This is a genomic window from Bacillus sp. 7_6_55CFAA_CT2, assembly GCF_000238655.1.
Classification (GTDB): domain Bacteria; phylum Bacillota; class Bacilli; order Bacillales; family Bacillaceae_G; genus Bacillus_A; species Bacillus_A cereus.
Map to the genome: position 1 here is coordinate 336160 of NZ_JH414709.1, position 25785 is coordinate 361944.

Genomic DNA, 25785 nt, shown 5'->3' on the forward strand with positions numbered 1-25785 from the left:
TTTTTTATTTTTAAAGATAAATTGATTTTATGGTATAATATGGATATTGGTAACTTGAGTTAAGGGGGGATGGAATATGATGAAAGAGAAGAAAGGGATTATGAAAAAGCTATTTTCTAAAAGTTTTTTCATAGAACTAGATGATGCTTTAACGTATCCATCATCAAAAGTCATTACTTCAGCAATAGAGAGATATGCGGCTGAATGCAATGAAAGACTAAAATTTGAGAGTAAAGTTAAACCGATTACTTTCTACTTAGAAAATGTAATGTACCGTGCTGAAATAAAGATGGCTCGCGGAGGATATTACATATCTTGTACTGAAGTGTAATAAATTTTGAAACTATACATGTTTGAACTATGTATGGTTTCTTTTTTTGTTTTGTAAGGTCCCAAATAATACTTTCTACTTACGGATATATCATTTTGTGCTTTTTACCATTCAAACATTTCTCCTTACAATGAAGAAAAACATGTGAGGTGGTATAACTTATGATGAATCGAGTTGTATTAATCGGTAGATTGACAAAGGAGCCAGAATTATACTACACAAAACAAGGCGTCGCTTATGCACGAATATGTGTTGCGGTAAATAGAGGATTTCGAAATAGTTTAGGTGAACAACAAGTCGATTTTATTAATTGTGTCGTTTGGCGCAAATCGGCTGAGAATGTAGCTGAATATTGTAAGAAGGGGTCGCTCGTTGGGATTACAGGGCGTATTCAGACTAGTAATTACGATGATGAACAAGGCAAGAGAATATATAGAACTGAAGTTGTGATTGAGAGTATTACCTTTTTGGAGAGAAGGCGGGAGGGGGCATCGTAATAAAAGGTGATTTTAAGTAATAGCTTCGGAAAAAATTGTGGAAAGTATTTTAATAAACTTAAAGAGGGGGATACCGCCAGCTTTTTTGAAAAAACAAGTAAAGAGTATACAAAATTTTATAACGTTTTTTGGCTAATCCAGTAACAAACGAGAACCATAAAACCCATCACAGGATAGGAATGTATAAAAAGATGAATCGAGTGATAGAAAATAAAAAAAGGGATTCCTTCTGAGAGTAAGGAATCCTCCTTTTTGTTGCTACCGATAATAGGACGTTATGTTAATTAGAAATGTATACGATATTCATAAAATCCGAACTGTTTAATTTGTTAAAAAAAAACTATAGTTGAAATTCTTTCTTTATAATTTCAGCTACTTCTGTAGCATTTAAATTCGTATTATTGATCCTTATATAATTTTTCTCTGTAATTTCCCCTTCTCTTGAATTTAATCTAAAATTTTCAAATGTGCTTAATAAATTTTGTTCAGATTGTTCAATCTTTCTTTTCGTTGGCTTATGTTCAAGTCGATGAGGTGTTTTATTTCGTTGAAGTCTTTCTTCTACATCAGCTTCTAATTCAACAAAATAAATATCAACCCCTTGGGAACGAAAAATATTACATATACTTTCAACATCATCCCAATCTTTCTTTTCATTAAACGCCCATACGTATGTAAAAATCATTCCATAATGTTCACTCTTTGAAAATGATTGAAATATTTCCTTTCGGAAAAGATGGGTTAATCGCCACATTTCCGAAGAGAATCCATACAATGGCTCCAATAAATCAATTGTCATATGGTTATGAAATAATTTTAAATCAGTCATCTTTGCTAGTTCTTGTCCAACTGTCATTTTCCCAACTGCTTGTGGCCCAAATATCAAAACAAACTTTTTCATCGAATTCCCTCCCAAAAATAATAAGACATTAATTATAAAATAAGAGATTCTGTAAATGTATCACAATCAAAATATTTTGTAGAATCTATATACTTTTCTGCCTTTTGTATTTATAAAAATAGTTGTCTTCCAATAACGAAAATTATGTAAATAAGCTATCCATATGGATAGCTTATTATATTTTTTGCTTAGCGTGTTTTTTTCAAAAATAATGGCGATGCCTCAAGAAATGGATAAAAAATAAAAATCATCGGAAACGAAAGCTTTTAAAATCCCGTTCCTAATTTAAAATGTAAAAAGAATGAAATAGTATGGTAGGGGGAAGAAAGTAGTAAAATTAAGCATCCGAGTAGGAGTATAGAGTGATAACATGTTACAATACAGCTAAGAACATGCAATAAAGGAGAGTTTTTTACGTGAAGATTAAAGCAATTGAACCGACGCCAAGTCCAAATACAATGAAAGTTATTTTGAATGAAGTATTACCATCAGGAGCGCGTAATAATTATACAAATGAAAATAAAGAACAAGCACCAATGCAAGTGCAAGAAATTTTGAAAATTGAAGGCATTAAAGGTGTATATCATGTAGCCGACTTTTTAGCAGTGGAGCGAAATGCGAAGTATGACTGGAAAGTTTTATTACAACAAGTTCGTGCTGTTTTCGGCGAAGAAGTAGTGGAAGAAAGTGAAGAACAACAACTTGCTCATTTTGGAGAAGTGAAAGTGTTTGTTCAAATGTTCTTTACAATTCCAATGCAAGTAAAGTTAACAGATGGAACGACGGAAGAACGTGTTGGTTTACCTGATCGTTTTAAAGAATCAATTATGAAAGTGCAAATGTCTGCACCAAATGTTGTAAAAGAGCGTAAATGGGTGGAACAAAGTACACGTTACGGTAACTTTGAAGAAATCGGGAAAGAAGTAGTAGAAGAGATTGTTGCTGCTTATTCAGAAGAACGTGTAAATGAAACGGTTAAAGAATTATTAAATCAAGCAGGTGCTGTTGAAGTAACGATCCAAAAGCGTGAGCCATATAAAGTAACAGAAGAGATGATGAAAGATTCTGACTGGAAAAACCGTTTTGCAGCATTAGAACAAATGGATCCTACTGAAGAAGATATTCCAGTGTTGAAGATGGCGTTAGATGATGAAAAAGTTTCAATACGCCGTTTAGCAACAGCGTATTTAGGTATGGTAAAAGGTGATGAAGTATTACCGTTATTATATAAAGCTTTATTAGATCGCTCTGTAAGTGTTCGTCGTACTGCAGGAGATTGTTTATCAGATGTAGGTGATCCGGCAGCGATGTTCGTTATGATTAAATCTCTGAAAGATCCAAGTAAATTAGTACGCTGGCGTGCAGCTATGTTCTTATTTGAACTTGGAGATGAAAGTGCGATTCCAGCATTAAAAGCAGCGCAAGATGATCCAGAGTTTGAAGTAGCGATGCAAGCACGTCTAGCATTAGAACGTATTGAAGGCGGAGAAGAAGCAAAAGGTTCTGTATGGAAACAAATGACGGAGTCTCGTAAAGGGGAATAATATATGATTGTTTTCTATGATAGTTGGTGTCCGATGTGTACGGCGGTTGCAGAACGTACGAAAAAATTAGATAAAAAGGGTAAGATGAAATTTGTTTCATTTCGAGATGAAGATGTAGTTGAGAAGTATGAGCTTTCTCAAGAACTACAAAGTAAGATGGAACAAAGATTGTATATTTTTAAAAATAATAAGTGGTATGACGGCATTCATAGCATACATGTATTAGCAAAGGCCGTTCCATCTTATTGGTTTGCCGTTCCTTTTATAAAGTTATCTATCGTACTTGGTTTTGGAAGTAAAGTATACGATTATATCGCTAACAATAGAAAACTTGTTCCAGTGGGGCATTGCCGCGGTGGGGTTTGTGAAATCCCTACAAAAAAATGAAATCATCGTTATCTTTCTTTTGCACCTATTAATAGAGCGTGATATGATGAATTTGGAATGAAAGTTGAAGGAGAGATTACAAGATGTCAAATGCTTATGAAGAATACATGCGCCAAATGGTAATCCCAATGCGCCAAGAGTTAGTGCGTTCTGGGTTTGAAGAGCTAACTACAGAAGAAGCTGTAACAGAATTTATGGAAAATACATCAGGTACAACTTTAGTAGTTGTAAACTCTGTTTGTGGTTGTGCAGCTGGTTTAGCACGTCCATCAGCAGGTCAAGCGGTTGTTCGTGCTGAAAAACAACCTGATCATCTTGTAACTGTATTCGCAGGTCAAGATAAAGATGCTACTGCAAAAATGCGTGAATACTTCGGAGAAATTCCTCCATCTTCACCATCTATGGCATTATTAAAAGGAAAAGAAGTTGTTCACTTCATTCACCGTCATGAAATTGAAGGTGCAACTATGGACGAAATTATTACGAACTTAGAACAAGCTTTCGAAAAGAATTGCTAAAGAAGGGGGAGAGTAAATCTCCCTCTTTTCTTTATATAGAGGTGAAACAATGATCGTAACAACAGCAGGAAGAACGAATAAAGAAATGACAGATTATGCAAAGCAGGTAGCCGCAGAATTAAATCGTTCATTCGTTAAACGTAATGACATACCAGTACATAAGCTGCATGAGCAGTATGAACAAGATGTGCTTGTCGTAGGGAAGAACCGATTAGCTATTTATCCGAAAGGTACGGAAGAATCGTTTTTCTTTCATCCGAACTCAGCGATGTTTCGTGTGAAAAGGTTAATGCGTGGAGAACACGATCCGTTTGTACAAGCCACGCAATTAGAGAGAGGAATGACAGTGTTAGATTGTACGCTCGGGATGGCATCAGATAGTATTGTAGCTAGTTATGTTGTTGGTGAAAGCGGAAAAGTAACAGGACTTGAAGGCAATGAGTATATGGCTTATATTATGGAAAATGGTTTGAAAACATGGTCTTCATCCGTTTTTGAAATTGATGAAGCAATGCAAAGAATTCAAGTAAAGCAAACGGAGCATTTTTCATTTTTAGCGCAATGTGAAGACAATAGTTACGATGTCGTTTACCTTGATCCGATGTTTGAAGAAACTGTCATAGAATCCGACGGAATTAAAGGATTAAAACACTTCGCTTTGTATCATGATATTACTGATGAAACAATTGCGGAGGCAAAACGAGTGGCGAGAAAACGTGTCGTTTTAAAAGATCATTTTCGTAGTTCTAGATTTGAAAAACACAATTTTTATGTATACAAAAGAAAAAGTGCTAAGTTTCACTTTGGTGTAATTGACCCTTGCTAATTGTTTGAAAAGATGTATAATAAGCAATAATTAATTAAATATACTGTCTGTGATGAAGAGAGTAGTCTTTTTTAGAAGGAAAGCGAGCTAGGGATGGTGTGAGCCTAGTACGGAAGAAAAAGATGAAGCGCACTTCGGAGATGCTTCTTGAACGAATAGTAGAGAAAGCCGAGGCCCCCTGTCCTCGTTATAAACGGGAAAGTGGTTCGTAACGAACAACAAGGGTGGTACCACGGGTTAAAACTCGTCTCTTTTTTAGAGACGAGTTTTTTGTGTTTTAAAAAATAAGGAGGTTGTATCATGGATTATAAAATGCAGTTTGTGGAAAGTTTATCTAATATTTTCACGAATGAATTAACGCAAAAACAAATTTTAGATTTAATTGAAACACCGAAACAAGATGAATTTGGAGATGCAGCGTTCCCATGCTTTTCATTAGCGAAGCAATATAAAAAAGCACCAGCTCTTATCGCAAAGGAAGTTGCTGAGAAATTCAATGATCCGTTTTTTACGAAAGTAGAAGCCGTTGGTCCTTATGTAAATGTATTTTTCAATCGTGAAACTGTAAGTGATGCAGTATTAAAAACAGTTTTAGCGGAGAAAGAAGAGTTCGGTCAAAACCACTTTGGCTGTGAAAAAACAGTAGTAATTGATTATTCCTCTCCTAATATCGCGAAACCTTTTTCGATGGGGCATTTACGTTCTACAATGATAGGAAATTCGCTGAAACATATCGCTGAAAAATGTGGCTATGAAGTTGTAGGGATTAATTATATAGGAGATTGGGGAACACAGTTTGGAAAGTTAATTACGGCTTATAAAAAATGGGGAAATGAAGCAGTAGTTAAAGAAGATCCAATACGTGAGCTATTTAAGTTATATGTCCAATTCCATGAAGAGGTAAAAGACGACGAAGAACTAGAAGAAGAAGGACGTGCTTGGTTTAAGAAATTAGAAGAAGGTGATGAAGAAGCGGTAGAGCTTTGGAATTGGTTCCGTCATGAGTCCCTTAAAGAATTTTCTCGCATTTATGAACTTCTCGGCGTAGAATTTACTAATTTTCAGGGAGAAGCATTTTATAATAATTTAATGGAAGATTTTATTGGGATTTTAGAAGAACATGAGTTGCTTGAAGAATCAGAAGGTGCATTAGTCGTTAATTTAGAAGAAGAAGGAATGCCGCCTTGTTTAATTAGAAAATCAGATGGTGCGACGATTTATGCAACGCGTGACTTAACGGCAGCTTTATATCGTCAAAACACTTATGGGTTTGATAAAGCGCTATATGTTGTTGGTCCAGAACAAAGCTTACATTTCAATCAATTTTTCACCGTATTAAAAAAACTTGGCTATACTTGGGTTGATGGTATGGAACACGTACCGTTTGGCTTCATTTTAAAAGATGGTAAGAAAATGTCGACACGTAAAGGAAGAGTTATTTTACTTGAAGAAGTACTCGAAGAAGCAATCGAACTTGCAAAACAGAATATTGAAGAGAAAAATCCAAACTTAAAACAAAAAGAAGTAGTAGCAAAGCAAGTCGGTGTTGGTGCAGTCATCTTCCACGATTTAAAAAATGAGCGTATGCATAATATCGAATTCTCATTAGAAAATATGCTGAAATTTGAAGGAGAAACAGGACCTTACGTACAGTACACACATGCACGTGCTTGCTCTATTTTAAGAAAAGAAAGTGTAGAATTTGAAACATGTACGTTTGCTTTAAAAGATGATTATAGCTGGAGTGTCGTAAAATTACTTAATAAATTCCCTCAAGTAATTGAAGCAGCTTTCAATAAAAATGAGCCATCTATTATTTCGAAATATATATTAGATGTAGCACAATCATTCAATAAATATTACGGTAATGTTCGTATATTAGAAGAGAGCGAAGAAAAAGACAGCAGACTCGCATTGGTTTATGCTGTGACGGTTGTATTAAAAGAAGGATTACGTTTACTTGGGGTGGAGGCACCTGAGGAGATGTAACATAGTAGTAAACTGACAAACTGGGTCTAGTATAAACCTGGTTTGTTTTTTTATTGGATATATATTTTTTTTGCAAAATCAATTAAAATCTTTTTAGAGAGGGTGATTCATATTGATTCGAACTTTTATTTTACAAATTCCTTGTCATAGAAGATTAGATAGGAGTTTTTTTAAACTACAAAAGTACATACCTTTATGTGCGCGTTGTACAGGCATGCTTATTGGTATTTTAATGTTTCCAATTTATTTTTATATGACACCTTCATTTCTTTTGGCAATCATACTATCATTTTTCGCTCAAATTCCGTTACTTATCGATGGGTTCACCCAAAAGTGGAAATGGAGAAGTAGCTCAAATTTGCTAAGAATAACTACTGGTGTATTAAGCGGTAATGGTATGGGATTATTCATTTCCTCTAGTGTTATATGGATATTATCTTAAGATATATAGTAATGGAGGTATTTACATAGATGTTCTGGATTTACTTAATTCTAATTTTTATTTCAGGTGGAAGTGGAATTGGTTTTATGATTCAAAATAAGTATACAGAAGCAATAATAGCTTTTGTTATTTGTATACTATTGTTTGGGCTACTGTATTATTATCTTAAGAGAAACAAAAGAAAGAGAAAAGCAGATTGTGATGATTTAGACTGTACGGATTGTTTTGATTGTGATTGTACTTGTTAAATTTTTCTTCCAAATAAAAAGCTAGTGTATTATTAAAAATACACTAGCTTTTTTGCTTTGAAATTTTAAGAAAAGTGTAGGAATACGGCTATTATATAGAGAACTTTAGTTTTGTATATAAAAGGAGGCGGGAAAATAATCTGTTTTGAACCACATTGGATTTCTAATATGGCTTCTTATTTACTAGATGGGGAGAAACAATCGGAATTTATTCAGCTAGGTGTTTTGCAGAAATTATTTGAAAGTGATACGCAAAGAAATGGTAAAGATGGCAATATAGGCATGAAAATACCGATATATTTAAGTGAATTAGGTGTGAAAAATATTGAATGTAGAGTAAGCGATAAAGTGAACTTTTTAGATTCAAATATGCATCACAATGATAAAAACGATTTGTATCAATCATTAAAAGAAGAGGGGATTGCAGGTGATCCGGGTGATAAGCAACAATTTGTAGAACGTTTAATAGCCAGAGGATTAACATATGATAATGCGCTAGCTCAATATGAAGCTGAACTACGATTTTTTAAAATATTTCATGTGTATTCTTCTTTTGTATACGCTCCCAATATGAAAATTACATTTGGTGACATAGTTTGTTAAAAGGTATGATGTATAAGGCTTGTCGTTTAATGTCGATAAGTCGATATTCGACATATAATCGCTGATATATGTTAAGAATCGGTCGATATAATTTGAAAATCGCCGATAAAATGAAAGAATCGCTGATATATTTGAATTATCGCCGATATAATTTTATGTACTAATTTCAGCTTCTACAAGATTAAAACCGCATGTTACGTTATTCCATATAATTAAACAAAATACGGAGAAAAACAATCATTTTTACTATATTTTGTTATAAATTTGAATAATATTAATTAATAACATCTATTATAAGAGATTTTAGTTGAATACATACTATATGGTGTGTAAAATCTAAGCAAGTAGCAGTTTAAATATAAATTCGAGGTGAATGCATGCTAGATTTTAAGCAGTTAGAAACTTGTTTAAAAGACAAGAGATTTGTAGATGGATTACAGGAAATAAATAATGAAATTGCATATATAAAAGAAACGAATACTTTATCCTATGTGAAGAATTGGCTTGCCAATATTCCTTCGCATAAGGAGTTCGATATATTAATTCGCCTTACTGATGAAGGGCTTATGCACCAATACAGTTCATTCCTCATTCGTTACGCTTATAAAAAATTCCCAAATATGAGAACGCTCTCTTTATATTGTGATGAGTTAATTGATGAGCGGAAAATTCTTGAAGCAGAGCAGTTGTTAAAATCTTCTTTAGAAGAGTTAAGTAAAGAAGAAATAGATGCAGATTTTTTAGCGAAAACATATTTTACGTTAGTACGATGTCTTTTAGAAATGAAACGAAACGAAGAAGCGTTAATGTATATGCAAAAAGCAGAGGAGTACAGTGCGCGCGCAGTGTTTGATAAATGGGGCTACGTTTATATGCATACAGGTGAATGGGAGAAAGCGGAAGAACAATTTATTGCTGGCATGCAGCATGAAGATTGTGAAGAGTTATCTACCTATTTATTATCACAATTGTATGCGAATAAAGGAGAACAAAAACGCGCGATACAGTTAATCGATGATGCGATTGTAAAATTCCCACAAGTACCATATTTTCATTTTGAGAAGATAAAGTATTTATTAGATTTAGAGCAATATGAAGAGATGTTAGCGGTAATAGATAACATAAATACTCAGCTGCCATATCATGCCTATAATACTTACTTTGTACATTTACGTGCAGAAGCACTGTACAAAATGAATAAATTTGCAGATTTACAAAAACTATTAAAAGAAGAAAAGAGTTTAAAAGAATCTTTATATCATAATTTAGAAAAAAATCCGGATGGAAAAAAGGTGCACTTGCCGATAGTTCCTATTGTACAAAAGGATAATTATTGTGTTCCGACAAGCTTAGAGATGATGTTGCGTATATGGGGAGAGAAACGTACACAAGATGAAATAGCAGAGTTTATTTTTGATATGACAGGATCGAAGTTTTCAGATTCTGTTTCTTATTTAGAAGAATTAGGTTATGAATATCGTTATTTTAAAGGGAATGAAGAGAATTATAAGAGACTGATTGACGAAGGAATTCCTGTTTTATTAAGTATAGATATTGAGCATGCTTCACACGTACAAGTTCTATCTGGATATGATGATACATTGCAAGCTTTCTATGTTCAAGATCCAAACTTTATAGAGCCAGTTCTTGTGGAATATAGTAAAGTACAAGAAAAATATCGTTATACAGGCTGTTTAGCAATCACGTTTGTTCCGAAAGAAAAGAAGGAGCAACTAGCGTTTCTAAGTGAAGAAGAAAATCGTTACTTTAAATCTATTTTTTCTCTTACGGATCATTTAGATGAACATGACAAAGAGGGAATTAGTAACTTAGTACAATTTTTAAAAGAAACGAGTGATAATCCAAATACGTGGTTATATACGATAAAGCACTTAGATGTTGAAGTAGATAAAGAATTTATTTTATATTGTATCGATAAGTTAATGGAAAAGTTTCCGAACTCGGACTTTGTTAAATTGCATGGTGCACAGTGTTTTATTCGTCTTCAAGAAGTAGAGAAAGCGGAGCAAATGCTGACAAGCGTTGAGAAGAAAAATAATCGTGCTTTATATCATTTAATAAACGGAAGATATGCGTTTGAACAGGAAAGTTATCTAGAAGCGATTTCAAGCTTTCGTTCATCGTTACAATTAGACGCAGATCAGCCTATTGCTTGGAGTTTTCTCGCTTTATCCTATATGTATATTGATCAATCTGAAAAAGCATTGCAATACTCTCAAGTTGCGTTAGAGCGTAGTCCTGAAAGGTTCACTTTAACAAATCACGGTTTAATATTAATAGATTTAGAAAGATATGAAGAAGCATATGAAATCTTTAATGACTTGTTAAAAGAGTATAAATATGAAGCGCATGTATGGTATGAACGAGCGAGATGTGCACATCAACTAGGGAAATTATATTTAGCAATAAAAGGGCTTAAAGTAGCGATTCATTTGGATAGTAATGCACATTACATTTATACGAAACTTTCGGAAATATACGAATCTGATTTGAAGGATGAGGAAAGTGCGAAAGAAATTTTATTAAACGGTATTGAGAATTGTGATGATAAAGCACCTCTTTACGTAAAATTAGGTGACTATCATTTTCAAAATGATAGCTTGGAAGAAGCAGAAGTATTGTATAAGCGTGCTTTAGAAGAAAATGATGAGGATGTTTATTCTCACTTCGGACTTACACAAGTTTATATGGCAAGAGAACAATATAAGGAAGCAAAAGAATATATTCTTGGTCTTGAGAAGCAAATTGAAAAGAGCCAAGATTTCCTCATGAATGCAGGAATGGTTTTATGGGATGCTGAAATTGAACTTGGTGGAAATGAAGAAGGATTTAAAGTAGCGCTATCTAAGTTAGAAAATGGTATAAAGAAAAGTGATTATAATGTAGCAAGTGCGTTAGATGAATATGTGAATCGAATTAAAGGAACGGAATTTGTACAACGAGGTATAGCATTTTTAAGAACGTTACACAAAGAAAGAAATGAAGTAAGTGAGTACGGTTGTTATGCAGGTATTTTATATGAATCTATTGGACAGTACGGCCAAGCGATGAAAAGATATAATAAGGCGATAGAACAAATGGAAACGGCATTACCGTATTACCGAATTGGCGAAACACTTATGGCATTAGGGCAATTGACGGAAGCAAAGCAGGCGTATGAAACATGTTTAGAGCTTGATGGGAATTTCGTAGGTGTACATTTACAGCTTGCGGAAATATACGAAAAAGAAGAAAACCGTTCTAAAGAACAAAGTCATATGGTTCAGGCGATGAAAGAAGAGCCGTTGCATATTAATATGGAATATTTGGCACAGCTTTCAGTAGAAATGAACCTTCAGGAAGAATTGCTGATTGAACTAGAACAATTAGCGGACGAAGTACCTGAAATATGGCGTTTAGATGCGATTGCATATGTGTATGGAGCGATGAATGAAACAGATAAAGAACAAGCACAGATTGAATACGCGCTACAATTAGATGGTGAGCATATAGAAGTACTATATCATTATGCAAAAGTATTAGTGAAAAAAAGAAATAGTAAAAGCACTTGAAGTTGCAATGAAAGTAATACAAAAAGATTTTGATAATGAACGTATATTTGATGTTTATGTAAAAGCAGTAGAGCAACATAAAAAATTGTCTAACATACGAGATTTTCTTCATACATTAAAGGTGAAAAAAGCAGAAAGAAGTGCAGCATTCATGTATGCTGCAGCTGCGGTTACGGAAATATGGATTGAACGCCAGCTGCATGAACAGCCGAAACGATCTATCATTACGAGAGCTTTTTATCGTATGAAAAATCGTGCGAAAGAAATTTCAATGGTTACTATGATAATTGATTTATATGAAATCTCTTTAAAGTTAAATCCGAAAAATAGTATGGCAGCACAGCGATTTGCGCTATTTTATGAGAATGTAGAGATGAATAAAGAAGCAATAGAGATTCTGCACACGTCACTAGAAAATAAATGGGATTATGACGTAGCGAAGCAACTTGTAAATCTTTTCGTTGAGTGCGAGGAAGAAGATATGTTAAGAGATGCTTTGGAATTAACGAAACAAATGGTTCGAGAACTACCAGATGATTATGATACTCTTCTTCTGCAAGCACAAGTATTCTTTAAAGCAGGGGAAGAAAGAAAAGCAGAAAAGATTATCTTACAATTAACAGAGCAAACACCGTTTGTAAGTAGAGCATTTCTTGCTTTAGGAGAAATATATCAAAGTCAAGAAAGGTTTGAAGAGGCAATTCATGTATTAGAAAATGCTTCTGTACATCATCCAAATGAAACAGCAATTCTTCTTTCTTTAGCATCTTCATATCATGGTGTCGGCCAAACGATAAAGGCGGAAAAAATAACAAATGAAGTATTAATAATTGACGCGAGTGATTTGTTAGCAAGATATGATCGTGCTTGTTATTTAGCACAGTTAAATAGAAATGAAGAGGCGAAGGAAGAGCTTGAAATTGTCCTTCGTGAGGATGACTCGGGATTCTTTGTTGAACTTATTGAGGATGATGAAAATTTAGCAGCATTGCGAGAATTTGAAAAGTAATTGTATAAGAATAGGGGAAAAAGATAAGGATATATTTTGAATTAGTTGACAATTAGTTGCTAAATGGCATAAAATAACTTTTAACAAAGTATACAAATCTGAAGACGAGAAAGAGTAAAATAGTGAGCTGTTCTCCAGAGAGCCGGTATATTGCTGAAAGCCGGTGTGCAGACGTTATTTGAAAATCATCTCCGAGGAGCTGAGGCTGAAAGTAAGTAAGCCCGGACGGATGTCTACCGTTACAAAGAACACGTATGATAGTACGTTGCTAAGTGCTATTAGTGAAAAAGCTAATAGAATTAGGGTGGTATCGCGGGTAAACCCGTCCCTACTTTATAGGGACGGGTTTTTTGTGTGCTTTAAAATATTCAAAGGAGTGATTGTATATGGAAAAAGTAGATGTAAAAGAATCAGCTGTAGGAAGAGAAATGCGAATTCGCAAACAGTGGAACGAACAAAATATTTTCGAACAATCAATTCAGAATCGAGAAGGCGCACAGTCTTTCGTATTTTATGAAGGACCACCAACGGCGAACGGACTACCGCATGTAGGTCATGCACTTGGACGAACAATTAAAGACTTAGTAGCAAGATATAAAACGATGGCTGGTTATAAAGTGTTAAGAAAAGCGGGATGGGATACACATGGTTTACCTGTAGAATTAGGCGTTGAGAAGCAACTTGGTATTTCTGGTAAACATGAGATCGAAGAATATGGCATTGAACCATTTATTCTAAAGTGTAAAGAGAGTGTTTTCACATATGAGAAGCAGTGGCGTGAATTCACTGAAAGTATTGGTTATTGGGTAGATATGGATAATCCATATGTAACTTTAAAGAATCCATATATCGAAAGTGTATGGCATATTTTGGGGACAATCCATGAAAAAGGATTGTTATATAAAGGACATAGAGTTTCACCATACTGCCCAAGCTGCCAAACCTCATTGAGCTCACATGAGGTTGCACAAGGGTATAAAACAGTAAAAGATTTAAGTGCAACTGTGAAGTTTAAAGTGAAAGATAGTGAAAATGAGTATTTCTTAGGTTGGACCACAACACCTTGGACACTTCCAGCAAACGTTGCGCTTGCTGTCCATCCAAATATGGAATACGTTAAAGCAAAACAAGAAAGTCATGTATACATTGTTGCGAAAGAACGTGTACAAGAAGTATTAAAAGAGAACTATGAAGTATTATCTGTTCATAAAGGCGAAGAATTATTAAACACATCTTATACAGCGCCATTTCCGATGAAAGAAGTTACAAATGGTTACCGCGTTATTGCAGCAGATTTTGTAACGGGAGATAGTGGTACAGGACTTGTTCATATTGCTCCAGCATATGGAGAGGACGATTATAGAGTCGTTCAAAGTGAAGGATTGTCATTCTTGCACGTTGTAGATGAAAAAGGTGAGTATACAGAAGCGGTACCATTTTTGAAAGGGAGATTTGTAAAAGATTGTGACGTGGATATCGTTCGTTATTTAGCGAAGGAAGGTTTACTGTATCATAAAGAAAAATATGAACATAGCTATCCGCATTGCTGGCGTTGTGATTCACCACTACTTTATTATGCAGGAGAAAGTTGGTTAATCCGAACAACTGCAATTAAAGATACATTTTTACAAAATAATGATTCTGTTACTTGGTATCCGGATCATATGAAACATGGACGTTTTGGTAAGTTTTTAGAAAATATGGTGGACTGGAATATTAGCCGAAATAGATATTGGGGAACACCATTAAACGTGTGGGAATGTGAAAGTTGTAATCATCAGTTCGCACCGAAGAGCATTGCCGAATTAAGAAAGCATAGTACGAAAGAAACACCGGAAGATTTGGAATTGCATAAGCCGTATGTAGATGAAGTGCAAGTCTGCTGCGAGAAATGCGGAGGCACAATGAATCGTACACCAGAAGTAATTGATGTTTGGTTTGATAGTGGTTCTATGCCATTTGCACAATATCATTACCCATTTGAAAATAAAGAGTTATTTGAAGAGCAGTTTCCAGCGGATGTTATTGCAGAAGGAATTGATCAAACACGCGGCTGGTTTTATAGTTTATTAGCAGTATCAGCACTATATACAGGAAAAGTACCGTATAAACGAGTGTTATCACTAGGGCATGTTTTAGATGAAGAAGGGCAGAAAATGTCTAAAAGCAAAGGAAATGCACTAGACCCAGTTGATTTAGTAGATAAGTTTGGTGCAGATGCGCTAAGATGGGCTTTACTTGTTGATAGTGCCCCGTGGAATGCGAAGCGTTTTTCTGAAAGAACAGTACTGGAAGCGAAATCTAAATTTGTAGATACATTAGTCAATGTGTATAGCTTCTACGTTTTATATGCAAATTTAGATGAGTATAATCCGAAGGAAACGTATGATGTAAAGCTTACAAAATTAGACGAATGGGTATTATCAAGGTTGCATAGTACAACGAAAAAAGTGAGAACTGGACTTGATGATTATCAATTTACGAATGCAGCTCGTGAAATTGCAACACTTGTAGATGAAGTGAGTAACTGGTATGTAAGACGCTCACGTAATCGTTTCTGGGAATCTGGTATGAACGCTGAGAAAGCAGCTGCGTATGAGACACTTCATGAAGTACTTGTAACAATTAGTAAATTAATTGCACCATTTACACCATTTGTCGCGGAAGACATTCATCTGAATTTAGAAGGAAGCAGCGTTCATTTAGCCGATTATCCAGTTGTAAATGAATCACTACTTCAGCCGAAATTAGAAGCGGAAATGGATGCTGTTTTACAAGTTGTTGAACTTGGAAGAAGTAACCGTAATCAGCATTCTTTAAAAGTAAAACAGCCGCTAGCAGAACTTGTATTACTTGAGCATAACGAGAATGATATGGATTGGGAATCTTATCGTGATATCGTTATGGATGAGTTAAATGTAAAAGCGTTCCATGTTGAACTCGATGAAACAAAATACACATCATATCAATTGAAGCTTAATTTTAAAACAGCGGGGCCGAAGTTCGGTAAAAATGTGAATGCAGTGAATGGTTGGCTAAAACAATTATCACAAGAAGAAGTGCAAAACTTTGTATTAACAGGAAGAGCAGTTTACGAAGCAACACCAGGAGAAGAAGTAGTTGTAACTGCTGAAGATGTGTTAGTTGAGAAAGTTGCAAAATCAGGATTCTCTAATACAACTAACGGACAATATACGGTTATGTTAGATACGAATGTAACGGAAGAATTGTTACAAGAAGGAGTAGCGCGTGAATTCATTCGTGCGGTTCAAGAATATCGTAAACAGTTGAATTTACCAGTTAATTTACGAGTCGATATTATTCTTGATACAGAAGAAGAACTACAGCGAACGTTAACGAACCATAAAGATTTATTGGAAGAAAACTTACTCGTTAAACAATTTACATTTGGTCACTTAACGAACGAAGACGATGAACTTTCTTTAGGTGAAACAAAACTTAGAATTAAATTAAGTGCAGCTAATTAAAGAAAAAAGGAAGTTGGAATGATTCCAACTTCCTTTTTTGTATGATTAGAATTTATTTGACTATACATTCGATAGGACCACTAGCAATTGTCTTTTTTCATAGCGTACCGAACACAATACCGTAGAAATATATTTCTACAGTATTGTGTTCAATTCATACATAAATATTGAGAAAATTTCACTTACCCTAAATGGAAAGGTAATAGAAGTGTTCATAGAGAATTACTCGTAGATTCAATTTTTATCCATCCGTTTTGCGGGGAATGATTGCCTAGTGGTAATGGGATAAGGTTGAGCTACTTTATTAGGGGGAGTGGTTCTATGTTTAATAAAAAAATGGTGGCAATGGCAATGACCGTGCCGTTAGTAATGGGGACGATTTCTACGGTTTCGGCATTGGAAAAACAACAGCAAGTAAAGTTAGAAGCTTATTCGCCACAGAAAAAAGCAACTGAATATTTAAAAGAAAATGCTGCGCAGTATGGATTGAAAACAGATCTTTCAGACTTGCAATATATTTCTACAACAGAAACATCAGTAGCTTCATATGTTAGGTTCCAACAAGTTGTTAATGGTGCACCTGTATTTTCAAAACAAATAACAGTTACGCTTAACGGAGAGGGAAAGGGAGTACTCGCTGTTTCTGATTATCAGCCTGTTACAGGTGTGAAGGAAGTAACGACAAAAATTAGTGAAAAAGATGCAATACAAAAATCAATGGCGTATGTTGGAGAAGCAAGTGAGCAAAATTTATGGGCTCCTACAGATAAAGAGTTCGGATATATTGTTGAAGAAGGAATTGCTCGTCCAGTATATAAAGTTGTAGTCCATTCTAATAATCCATTTGGTGCATGGGAAACATTTATTGATGCAGAAAATGGAAAGTTAATTAAAAAGGTTGATATAAACCGAAAAGCTGAAGGGTCAGGAAAAGTATTTTTACCTAACCCAGTCGTATCTAGCGGTAGTAAAGTAGGCTTAAAAGATAATAACGATGCAGATTCAACAGCTCTAACGAACCAATTAAAAACTGTTACGTTAAAAGGTTTAGATGGAACAGGATTTTTAATTGGAGAATATGTAACGATTTCTTCAAAAGCGAAAACAAAATCTACAAACTTACAATTCAACTATACACGTGCAAATGATAGCTTTGAAGATGTAATGTCATATTATCATATTGATACATTGCAACGTTACATTCAAAGTCTAGGTTTTAAAAATATTAATAACCGTTCGATAAAAGTGAATGTTAATGGTACAACTGATGATAACTCATTCTATTCTCCATCAACAAAAGCTTTAACTTTCGGTACTGGCGGTGTTGATGATGCAGAAGATGCTGGTATTATCGCACATGAGTATGGGCATTCGATTCAAGATAACCAAGTTCCTGGCTTTGGTAGTTCAGCAGAAGGTGGAGCGATGGGAGAAGGATTTGGCGACTTCTTAGGTGCTACATATGAAGATGCAGTATCGACTACTGGATATGGTAAAGCATGTGTTGGAGAATGGGATGCGACTGCTTATTCTAGTTCAGATCCGACGTGCTTACGCCGATTAGATACGAATAAAGTGTATCCGAAAGATATTACAAATGAGGTACATGATGATGGGGAAATTTGGGCACAAGGCCAATATGAAATGGCACAAGCATTTGGACGTGATGTAGCAACGAAAATTATTTTACAATCGCACTGGTCATTAACACCAAACTCTAAATTCAGTGATGGAGCAAAAGCGATTAAGCAAGCGGATGCTCTTTTATATGGCGGACAACATGCTGCTGATATCGATCGCATTTGGGCAGCGAGAGGTATTAGTACGAATTAATATAAAAAGTCGTGGCATTTATAAGCCACGACTTTTTAATTTGCTTACGAACTGGTACTAGTAAATAAAGCTATATCAATGATAGTGTGAATATATCCGTATCCCATTTACTTTTTAGCTTCTTTAAAAACAAAATGCTCTTTAAATTTTCTAGATTCAACTTTTTGACCATTTCGCATCGATCGGAATGGGTGTTCTTGCCATGTAATAATAACATCAACTTCATCTGCTTTTGTAGCAATGGGTAAATTAGCGTGTTCAAATCCAGTTTTTCCACTTGCCAAACGACTTTCCTTTAGGGAAAAGAGTTCATATTTCGTTTTCTTATTTGGTTCGTTGCGGAATACTTCGACGTTTACATTATATACTTCACTATTCCCGACATTCTTTACTGAAAAATGATATGTTTGAAATTCATCTTTTTTAGCTTGAAGCATATTCTTGTTTGTTTTTTTCGGTTTATCAATATTCACTTGCCATTGATCAGAGTTTTGAGAGATTGGTAAAGATTTTGGTGAATAGGCATACGTTTCATTTACTACAATTAAGCAAAACAAAAGGAGAAAGAAACTAATTGCTTTTTGCATATACACACCTCGCTTTAAAATTTTTATTAATATGCGTAAATGAATTAGTTTTTATGTAAAAATTGGAAAATATTAAAGGTGTAATTTTGGATGTAATACATAAGAATATGTATTACAAAATTAACTTTTCACACTTTAGAAGAAGTTAGGAGTTATAAAACCAGAATGTTTCAAAAAAAGCTTGCGTTTTATAAGGTAAGGAGTTAGAATACTCTGTAAATATAAAAAGTGATGATCAGGAAAAGTACATGGTGCAAAGGTCTACAGAGAGCAGCCAGTTGCTGGGAAGGTTGCGATACCGCATGATGGAAAGACACCTGTGAGTGTTGCTTTGAACGTGATTATTAGTAAAAGCAAACGGTACCTACCGTTATCAGGGCTAAGATGGTCAGTATGACAATTTGGGTGGTACCGCGGAAAAAATCCGTCCCTATTTATAGGGGCGGATTTTTGTATTCTTTGAAAGGGGGTGAGTGACCGTGGATGATGACGATGACAACAATAACGTAAATAAATATAAAATTACTGGAGGGAAAAATAATGGATTCAATAATGAAGCGTTCACTCACAAAAAAATGTACAAAGCAAAGTGGAAAGGTTGTATTACTTCAAGGATGGGTAAAAAAGATTCGACATCTTGGAAATGTTAGTTTTTTATTATTACGAGACAGAACAGGAGTAATTCAATGTGTATTAGAAAATGAATTGGCTGGATATAAAGTTGATGTAGAAAGTGTCGTCCACGTAATTGGTGAAATAGTCGAGACATCGAAAACAGAATTGGGTGTTGAAGTACTTGCTCATGAAGTGAAAGTAATAAACGGTGCAGAGCCACTTCCATTTGAAATAAATAAAAAGAAGTTACAAGTTGGCTTAGATCAACTACTTAATGAGCGAGTAATATCATTAAGGCATGAGCGAACCGCAGCAATTTTTAAAGTGAAATCTACACTCGTTCAAAGCTTTAGTGAATTTCTTATAGAGAACGATTTCACACGAATATTTACGCCGAAAATTGTTTCGCAAGGGGCAGAAGGAGGAGCAAATGTTTTTAAGCTTCCATACTTCCAAAAAGAAGCTTATTTAGCACAATCACCACAGTTCTATAAGCAAATGATGGTGGCAGGTGGGTTAGAACGAGTTTTTGAAATTGCACCTGTATATAGAGCGGAACATCATAATTCTTCCCGTCATTTGAATGAATATATATCGTTAGACGTAGAGCTTGGTTTTATTCATGATTTTTATGAAGTGATGCAACTAGAAACGGATGTTTTACGATATATGTTTCAACAAGTAGCGAAAAAATGTGAAATAGAACTACAACTATTACAAATAGAAGTACCTGTTATTACTGAAATACCTAAAATTACATTGTTAGAAGCACAAGAAATTTTGAAAAGTAAGTATCGTAAAGAATCTCCTGTAGGGGATTTAGATACAGAAGGTGAAAAGTTACTAGGGAAATATGTGAAGGAAATATATAATAGTGAATTTGTTTTTATTACGCATTATCCGAAAAAAGCGAGACCGATGTATACGATGCCGAATAAAGAGAATCCAGCTATTACTGATTCATTCGACTTATTATATAAAGGATTAGAAATAACGTCAGGGGCACAGCGAATTCATAATTATGAAATGTTACTCGCTTCGTTTAAAGAAAAAGGATTACACCCAGATAAATTTCAATCTTATTTAAATACATTTCGATATGGTTGTCCACCACATGGAGGTTTCGGAATTGGGTTAGAAAGGGTTGTATATAAACTTTTAGAATTAACAAATGTACGAGAGGTGAGTGCTTTTCCGAGAGATTGTACTCGTCTCATACCGTAAAAAGAATCTTCGCGATTATCGCGAAGATTCTTTTTTTATAGTTCGTTTAAAAAGGTGAAAATATAGACTCTTTCTTTTTCTAATAAGCTTAGTAAAAGTCAGTTGAAATATGAACCATTTCGACAAAAAAATCAATATACCCTTGACAGTTACAAATATAACAGATATACTTCATATTAATTTCAAAAGAAAATATATTCTAAATATTAAAATGTGTTGAATAGGAGTAGTAAGGTCATGTATTTGTACAGAGAGCTATGGGTTGGTGTGACATAGTCAAATGACATCCTGAACTCGCCTAGGAGCAGTAAGGTGGAACGGAATTACATTCTTAGTAAATCTTAACGGTTAACCTTCGATATTAGGTTTGTAATCAAACGATTACTACTAAGGTGGATTCATAATGGAATCAATAAGGGTGGTACCGCGTTAAGTAAATGGCTTAGCGTCTCTTTATATAGAGATGCTAGGCCATTTTTTTATTATATGGAAGAAGAAATGGAGGGTTTATTTGAATAGGTTTATAAAATTTATTTATTTATATAAAAAGATTTAATTAGGAGGAAAATGAGATGAAACAGACGGAGCAATGGACTTCGAAATTAGGTTTTATAATGGCGGCAGCCGGATCAGCAATTGGACTTGGTGCGATATGGAAGTTCCCTTATATCGCTGGGAAGAGTGGGGGAGGAGCGTTCTTTTTAATATTTATATTATTTACTGTTTTAATTGGACTACCGCTACTTATAGCTGAATTTATGATTGGACGCAGTACGCAGAAACAAGCAGTTGGAGCATTTAAAAGCATCGCACCAAATACAGGATGGCATTGGATTGGACGCCTTGGTGTTGGAACTTGTTTTATACTACTTTCGTTTTATAGTGTTGTAGGTGGATGGGTATTAATTTATTTATTCAGAGGAATAACTGGACAACTGATTACTCCAGGACAAAATTACGGTACATTATTTACTGAAACAATTGGGAATCCTGCTTGGGCTATTATGGGACATTTCGCTTTTATGTTCATTACGATATGGGTTGTATCAAAGGGTGTACAAAACGGAATTGAAAAAGCAAGTAAATATATGTTGCCAGCATTGTTCGTTTTATTTGTCGCTCTTATTATTCGTTCGTTAACACTTGATGATGCAATGAAAGGTGTGAAGTTTTTCTTACAACCAGATTTCTCAAAGATTACTTCGGAAAGTATTTTGTTCGCAATGGGGCAATCATTCTTTGCAATTAGTATCGGGATTTCAATTATGGTTACGTATAGTTCCTATTTAAATAAAAAAGAAAGTTTACCAAAATCAGCAATAACAATTGTTGGATTAAATTTATTTGTTTCATTATTTGCAGGTCTTGCTATTTTTCCAGCCGTATTTTCATTAGGAATGGAGCCAACAGAAGGACCTGGATTACTATTTATCGTATTACCATCTGTATTTAGTCAAATCCCATTCGGTGGATTTTTCTTAACAGTATTTCTTGCACTATTTACATTTGCGACATTAACATCAGCATTTTCTCTACTAGAAACTGTTGTTTCAGCATTAGCAAATGGTGAACAAGAAAAGAGAACGAAATTATCATGGCTGATCGGTTTCGGCATTTTCTTGGTAGGTATACCATCAGCGTTATCATTTGGAGTATGGAGTGATATTACGATTTTCGGAAAGAATATTTTTGATGCAGTAGACTTCTTATCTAGTAATATATTAATGCCACTTGGAGCACTATTTATTAGTATTTTCGTTTCATTCAAAATGGAGAAGAAGGTACTAGAAGCAGAGTTTTTTGTAGGTGGAAATTATGGAAAGAAAGTATTTACTTATTGGGCATTTTTACTTCGATTTGTAGCACCACTTGCAATAATTATAGTCTTCTTAAATGTAATAGGGATTATTTAACATTAAATGTTATAATACTCAGTAAAAAAAGGGGTGATGATCATAAAGAAAAATTTGATAGAAGCAGGGAAATATATGAATATTAGAGGGAAAAAGCTATACGTTGAAACACATGGAAATCCTAAAAATAAGCCAGTCTTATACTTGCATGGTGGACCAGGAGAAAGTTGTTATGATTTTTCATTTCATCAATCGGAACGTTTAAAAGATTCTCTATATGTAATTATGATAGATCAAAGAGGTGTTTGTCGCTCAGAAGAAATTACTGAAGACGAAGCTTTTGGATTAAATGATTTGATTGAAGACTGTGAGGAATTAAAAAAAGTATTACAAATTGAGAAGTGGTCTATAATTGGACACTCTTTCGGTGGATATGTAGCATTGCTTTATGCGTCGATATATCCAAGTTCAATAGAGAAAATAATATTTGAAGGACCAACTTTTGATTTTGCATTAACAAGTAGGGCTTTGTTACAAAAGACAGGGCATTTATTAAAAAAGTATGGAAAAGAAGAAGTAGCAGAAGAGTGCTTTGCTTATTCATCTAGCAAGGCTAGTTCAGAAGAGTTGTTAGAAGCTTATATAAGATTAAGCGCTGAATTAGAAGAAAAAAGAATGGAGATTTACAATAATAAGGAAGATAGGACAGATGAGAGTTTATACAGTGATGAAGAGTGGGAAATATTTTCAAATCGCTCCAAAATTCACTTTGATAGATTAAAATTAGAGGGAGCATGTCATACATCATTATTATCAAAAATAAAAGATGTACAAAATCTAATGTTATTAATAGTAGGAAAACATGATGTAGTAACGTGTGAAGAACAAATTAAAACATTTAATAAAGATGCCCGAAACGGCAAGTATATCGTATTTGAAGAGAGCGGTCATTCACCTCATTATGAGGAAGCAGATAGATTTGCAGAAACAGTCATACATTTTTTGAAATGAAGAAAAGGGTGCTTCTATAAATGAGAGGCACCCTTTCTAAATTTCTGGATATGTGATTGTGATGTTAGGCCACTTACTTTGCCAATTCTTTTTTATAACTCTGTTTTTGTACATATGTAATCGTTCTTTCGATTCAAGAAAATGAGCTGTTGGTTTCACTTGTAAGGAAAGGACATCTTCAATACCCCATGGGGCTGTTAAGATAACGTTGTTTAGTTCATCAAGTGTAACTCCTAAAGCCGTTGCTGTTTCAGGGAATTTAGAAATAGCATTAACAGAAGAAGAATATGGTGGCATATTATTCACTACATGCATACGAGCTTGATTTTTTACAGACCAAGGGATAGTAGCATCAATATTCATTAATTTCGTTTCTAATGATTGTTCGTATATCTCATCTTGATGTAGACTATCATAATAAATCACATCAACATCAGGCATAGCCGTTTTCGCTTCATAGTCATGTAAAGTATCCCAAATTTTAGAACGAACAAATCCGGCACAAATCCACCAATCAGGTAGCTCTAGTGATTTTGCCATTTGTAATACATTCATCATCCATTCGTCGTTTTCTATTAAGCGAATTATATCTTTCTCTGTTTTGATCTTCATTGATAAATTCACCTTTCTAGTAAATTAATGCATCAGTTCAATAATCCATAAAATCCAGTAAGCACCTGGTACAAATAGCAGTTGTGCTAATAATGTGCCGAGAAGTCTAGAAATCATTAGCCAACCATACATTTTACTCATAGATTCAGCACCGCTTTCTGATTGTAGAGCACGTTCTGTTAAAAGAGCAATGCGTGGATCGAGTAATACAGTTAATAAAATAGTGGCGAAACCATTTACAAGGCCAGAAGCTGTACTTGCATTTGTTGCATAATCTGGATTTAAAAAAGAAGCGTAAAGGGCTGAAAGTACCCCTGCTGTATAAATAGCAGTAGCAAACATGTTAATAAGCATAATACGCTTTGGAATACCACCGATACGCAGTCTATGAATCATTTCTAACTTTGGAAAACGGACATATTTTTTTGTGTACTTTAATTTTTGAATGTTATTCGTTTTCATCATTCGAATGAAAGAACCGTCTGTTTCAAAGTTTTGAATGACATATCCAAATAATTTTGTCAAAGTTGGATAAAGAATGATCGCGATTAATGTACCGATAGAAGCCGATAATAGTACGAGTCGTATAATATGCTCTAAATTAATAGAAGAATCTAGTTTTGCTTCATCGACAATACCACCGATTAAAAAGGCTTGTAGTAAGTTTGATGTTCTTGAAATAAGTAACACCATTCCTACAACAGACAAGGCAACCGCAATCTTTTTTAAACGTACTCCAGCTAATCGAATACTATAAGAGCTTGTTTCAACTGCGTGGATCACAATTGTGAAAGCCATTATAAAAATTAACGTAATTGACATTTGTTTCACCAGTTTCTATTAAAATAATTGTAACTTTTTTACTGTATCATATCTATCGTATTTTGTAACTGAAAGTATGTGACATATGGAAATTGATTTTTCGAAAAAATAGATAATAATAGTATAATAGGGAGAAGTGGAAGAGATGTTAGCACTTATTTATACAGCAAATTAAGTGGAGGAATGAAGCATGTATAAAACATTTCTATTTGATTTAGATGGAACTTTAACGGATCCGAAAGAAGGGATTGTAAACTCGGTTTTATATGCATTAAAAAAAGTAGGAATTGAAGAAGTACATATAAGTGAGTTAGATTCATTTATAGGTCCTCCTATTCAGCAATCATTCATAGAGAGATATAATATGAGTGAAGGAGAGGTTGAACGTGCTGTTTTTTACTTCCGTGAGTATTTAAAGCAGCGTGGATTGTTTGAAAATAATGTATACGAGGGGATTCTGAAGCTCTTGCAACAATTAAAAAGTTCAGGGAATCGCATATTCGTAGCAACTTCAAAGCCCACTGTATTTGCGAAACAAGTTATAGAGCATTTTCAATTAACGAATTATTTCGAAGACATCATTGGAAGTAATTTAGATGGTACGAGAATAAAAAAAGAAGAAATAATTGCTCATATTTTACAAACACATGAAGAACTAAATAAAGAAGAAATGATAATGATTGGTGATAGAAAGCACGATATAATAGGTGCGAATCAGAATGGAATTGCTTCAATTGGTGTTTTATATGGCTATGGCTGTGAAAAAGAACTGACTGAAGTTAGTGCGACCTACATAGTGAAAGATGTTGAAGAACTGTATCATTTTTGTGTAGAGAAAAATTTAATACAGCAGTAAATATAGATTCTAGCAAT

The 25785-nt window shown here is 34.3% G+C and carries 19 protein-coding genes, 2 pseudogenes and 4 other annotated features; of the genes and pseudogenes, 17 read left to right on the forward strand and 4 right to left on the reverse strand.

The window, feature by feature from the left end; translation table 11 throughout:
• Positions 1 to 76 precede the first annotated feature (76 nt).
• Together HMPREF1014_RS10855 and HMPREF1014_RS10860 are read left to right on the forward strand one after the other, a co-directional pair.
• Entirely contained in the window at positions 77 to 331 is a 255-nt protein-coding gene (locus HMPREF1014_RS10855; protein ID WP_000975130.1) for a DUF4318 domain-containing protein, read from the forward strand.
• Between the two features lie 161 nt (positions 332 to 492).
• Positions 493 to 828 carry a single-stranded DNA-binding protein gene (locus tag HMPREF1014_RS10860; RefSeq protein WP_000982014.1) on the forward strand — a complete coding sequence of 112 codons (336 nt, stop codon included), beginning with the start codon at positions 493 to 495 and terminating at the stop codon, positions 826 to 828.
• A gap of 340 nt (positions 829 to 1168) precedes the next feature.
• Here HMPREF1014_RS10860 and HMPREF1014_RS10865 read toward each other — a convergent pair whose 3' ends face one another.
• The gene (locus HMPREF1014_RS10865; RefSeq protein WP_000714950.1) at positions 1169 to 1729 is read right to left on the reverse strand and encodes an AAA family ATPase; all 561 of its coding nucleotides are present in this window, start codon (positions 1727 to 1729) and stop codon (positions 1169 to 1171) included.
• 416 nt (positions 1730 to 2145) lie between these two features.
• On the opposite strand from HMPREF1014_RS10865, the gene HMPREF1014_RS10870 reads away from it, so the two are divergent.
• The 11 genes and pseudogenes from HMPREF1014_RS10870 to HMPREF1014_RS10920 all read left to right on the forward strand — a co-directional run bounded on the left by HMPREF1014_RS10870 (position 2146) and on the right by HMPREF1014_RS10920 (position 18188).
• Positions 2146 to 3273 (forward strand): conserved virulence factor C family protein, encoded by a 1128-nt coding sequence (locus HMPREF1014_RS10870; RefSeq protein ID WP_000692580.1) that lies wholly within the window; start codon positions 2146 to 2148, stop codon positions 3271 to 3273.
• Positions 3274 to 3276: 3 nt separating this feature from the next.
• Positions 3277 to 3660, forward strand: a complete 384-nt coding sequence (locus tag HMPREF1014_RS10875) for a thiol-disulfide oxidoreductase DCC family protein (RefSeq protein ID WP_000634873.1) — start codon at positions 3277 to 3279, stop codon at positions 3658 to 3660.
• 83 nt (positions 3661 to 3743) lie between these two features.
• Complete coding sequence (locus tag HMPREF1014_RS10880) at positions 3744 to 4178, forward strand: BrxA/BrxB family bacilliredoxin (RefSeq protein ID WP_000063706.1); 435 nt, start codon at positions 3744 to 3746, stop codon at positions 4176 to 4178.
• A 49-nt stretch (positions 4179 to 4227) separates the two neighbouring features.
• On the forward strand, positions 4228 to 5004 hold the full coding sequence (locus HMPREF1014_RS10885) for a class I SAM-dependent methyltransferase (RefSeq protein WP_000637448.1): 777 nt from the start codon (positions 4228 to 4230) through the stop codon (positions 5002 to 5004).
• A 40-nt stretch (positions 5005 to 5044) separates the two neighbouring features.
• Positions 5045 to 5259 (forward strand) — a binding site (T-box leader).
• Positions 5260 to 5304: 45 nt separating this feature from the next.
• On the forward strand, positions 5305 to 6993 hold the full coding sequence (argS, locus tag HMPREF1014_RS10890; RefSeq protein ID WP_000384928.1) for an arginine--tRNA ligase: 1689 nt from the start codon (positions 5305 to 5307) through the stop codon (positions 6991 to 6993).
• Between the two features lie 112 nt (positions 6994 to 7105).
• Positions 7106 to 7435, forward strand: a complete 330-nt coding sequence (locus HMPREF1014_RS10895) for a DUF2085 domain-containing protein (protein ID WP_000621475.1) — start codon at positions 7106 to 7108, stop codon at positions 7433 to 7435.
• Positions 7436 to 7464: 29 nt separating this feature from the next.
• On the forward strand, positions 7465 to 7683 hold the full coding sequence (locus tag HMPREF1014_RS10900) for a hypothetical protein (protein ID WP_000498601.1): 219 nt from the start codon (positions 7465 to 7467) through the stop codon (positions 7681 to 7683).
• A gap of 117 nt (positions 7684 to 7800) precedes the next feature.
• Positions 7801 to 8286, forward strand: a pseudogene (locus HMPREF1014_RS10905) (class I SAM-dependent methyltransferase); the annotation flags it as partial.
• Between the two features lie 377 nt (positions 8287 to 8663).
• Positions 8664 to 12867, forward strand: a pseudogene (locus HMPREF1014_RS10910) (tetratricopeptide repeat protein).
• Between the two features lie 92 nt (positions 12868 to 12959).
• Positions 12960 to 13200: a binding site (T-box leader), on the forward strand.
• A gap of 53 nt (positions 13201 to 13253) precedes the next feature.
• A complete protein-coding gene (ileS, locus tag HMPREF1014_RS10915) occupies positions 13254 to 16355 on the forward strand; it encodes an isoleucine--tRNA ligase (protein WP_000416528.1) in 3102 nt (1033 codons plus the stop codon).
• Positions 16356 to 16676: 321 nt separating this feature from the next.
• Positions 16677 to 18188, forward strand: a complete 1512-nt coding sequence (locus HMPREF1014_RS10920) for a M36 family metallopeptidase (RefSeq protein ID WP_000482274.1) — start codon at positions 16677 to 16679, stop codon at positions 18186 to 18188.
• A 107-nt stretch (positions 18189 to 18295) separates the two neighbouring features.
• Here HMPREF1014_RS10920 and HMPREF1014_RS10925 read toward each other — a convergent pair whose 3' ends face one another.
• Positions 18296 to 18775, reverse strand: coding sequence for a YozF family protein (locus HMPREF1014_RS10925; RefSeq protein ID WP_001167908.1), 480 nt, complete (start codon positions 18773 to 18775; stop codon positions 18296 to 18298).
• A 222-nt stretch (positions 18776 to 18997) separates the two neighbouring features.
• Positions 18998 to 19210 (forward strand) — a binding site (T-box leader).
• Positions 19211 to 19315: 105 nt separating this feature from the next.
• Between HMPREF1014_RS10925 and aspS the strand changes: the two genes are divergently transcribed.
• The 3 genes from aspS (at position 19316) to HMPREF1014_RS10940 (ending at position 23478) form a co-directional block, all read left to right on the forward strand.
• Positions 19316 to 20614 (forward strand): aspartate--tRNA(Asn) ligase, encoded by a 1299-nt coding sequence (gene aspS / locus HMPREF1014_RS10930; protein WP_000377350.1) that lies wholly within the window; start codon positions 19316 to 19318, stop codon positions 20612 to 20614.
• A 207-nt stretch (positions 20615 to 20821) separates the two neighbouring features.
• Positions 20822 to 21070, forward strand: a binding site (T-box leader).
• 116 nt (positions 21071 to 21186) lie between these two features.
• Entirely contained in the window at positions 21187 to 22527 is a 1341-nt protein-coding gene (locus HMPREF1014_RS10935) for a sodium-dependent transporter (RefSeq protein WP_000814538.1), read from the forward strand.
• A 75-nt stretch (positions 22528 to 22602) separates the two neighbouring features.
• Positions 22603 to 23478, forward strand: a complete 876-nt coding sequence (locus HMPREF1014_RS10940; RefSeq protein WP_009326897.1) for an alpha/beta fold hydrolase — start codon at positions 22603 to 22605, stop codon at positions 23476 to 23478.
• Positions 23479 to 23514: 36 nt separating this feature from the next.
• On the opposite strand, the gene HMPREF1014_RS10945 is transcribed toward HMPREF1014_RS10940, so the two are convergent.
• Positions 23515 to 24090, reverse strand: a complete 576-nt coding sequence (locus HMPREF1014_RS10945) for a nucleotidyltransferase family protein (protein ID WP_000695359.1) — start codon at positions 24088 to 24090, stop codon at positions 23515 to 23517.
• 24 nt (positions 24091 to 24114) lie between these two features.
• Complete coding sequence (locus tag HMPREF1014_RS10950; RefSeq protein WP_000028915.1) at positions 24115 to 24912, reverse strand: lipid II flippase Amj family protein; 798 nt, start codon at positions 24910 to 24912, stop codon at positions 24115 to 24117.
• 190 nt (positions 24913 to 25102) lie between these two features.
• On the opposite strand from HMPREF1014_RS10950, the gene HMPREF1014_RS10955 reads away from it, so the two are divergent.
• On the forward strand, positions 25103 to 25768 hold the full coding sequence (locus tag HMPREF1014_RS10955) for an HAD family hydrolase (protein WP_000278478.1): 666 nt from the start codon (positions 25103 to 25105) through the stop codon (positions 25766 to 25768).
• The last annotated feature ends 17 nt before the right edge of the window (positions 25769 to 25785 follow it).

Excerpts from the sequence above, each read along its gene's own strand:
- HMPREF1014_RS10855 (WP_000975130.1), top strand. The coding sequence starts at position 77 with ATGATGAAAGAGAAGAAAGGGATTATGAAAAAGCTATTTTCTAAAAGT.
- HMPREF1014_RS10860 (WP_000982014.1), top strand. The coding sequence starts at position 493 with ATGATGAATCGAGTTGTATTAATCGGTAGATTGACAAAGGAGCCAGAA.
- HMPREF1014_RS10865 (WP_000714950.1), bottom strand. The coding sequence starts at position 1,729 with ATGAAAAAGTTTGTTTTGATATTTGGGCCACAAGCAGTTGGGAAAATG.
- HMPREF1014_RS10875 (WP_000634873.1), top strand. The coding sequence starts at position 3,277 with ATGATTGTTTTCTATGATAGTTGGTGTCCGATGTGTACGGCGGTTGCA.
- HMPREF1014_RS10880 (WP_000063706.1), top strand. The coding sequence starts at position 3,744 with ATGTCAAATGCTTATGAAGAATACATGCGCCAAATGGTAATCCCAATG.
- HMPREF1014_RS10885 (WP_000637448.1), top strand. The coding sequence starts at position 4,228 with ATGATCGTAACAACAGCAGGAAGAACGAATAAAGAAATGACAGATTAT.
- argS (WP_000384928.1), top strand. The coding sequence starts at position 5,305 with ATGGATTATAAAATGCAGTTTGTGGAAAGTTTATCTAATATTTTCACG.
- HMPREF1014_RS10900 (WP_000498601.1), top strand. The coding sequence starts at position 7,465 with ATGTTCTGGATTTACTTAATTCTAATTTTTATTTCAGGTGGAAGTGGA.
- ileS (WP_000416528.1), top strand. The coding sequence starts at position 13,254 with ATGGAAAAAGTAGATGTAAAAGAATCAGCTGTAGGAAGAGAAATGCGA.
- HMPREF1014_RS10920 (WP_000482274.1), top strand. The coding sequence starts at position 16,677 with ATGTTTAATAAAAAAATGGTGGCAATGGCAATGACCGTGCCGTTAGTA.
- HMPREF1014_RS10925 (WP_001167908.1), bottom strand. The coding sequence starts at position 18,775 with ATGCAAAAAGCAATTAGTTTCTTTCTCCTTTTGTTTTGCTTAATTGTA.
- aspS (WP_000377350.1), top strand. The coding sequence starts at position 19,316 with ATGGATTCAATAATGAAGCGTTCACTCACAAAAAAATGTACAAAGCAA.
- HMPREF1014_RS10935 (WP_000814538.1), top strand. The coding sequence starts at position 21,187 with ATGAAACAGACGGAGCAATGGACTTCGAAATTAGGTTTTATAATGGCG.
- HMPREF1014_RS10940 (WP_009326897.1), top strand. The coding sequence starts at position 22,603 with ATGAATATTAGAGGGAAAAAGCTATACGTTGAAACACATGGAAATCCT.
- HMPREF1014_RS10945 (WP_000695359.1), bottom strand. The coding sequence starts at position 24,090 with ATGAAGATCAAAACAGAGAAAGATATAATTCGCTTAATAGAAAACGAC.
- HMPREF1014_RS10950 (WP_000028915.1), bottom strand. The coding sequence starts at position 24,912 with ATGTCAATTACGTTAATTTTTATAATGGCTTTCACAATTGTGATCCAC.
- HMPREF1014_RS10955 (WP_000278478.1), top strand. The coding sequence starts at position 25,103 with ATGTATAAAACATTTCTATTTGATTTAGATGGAACTTTAACGGATCCG.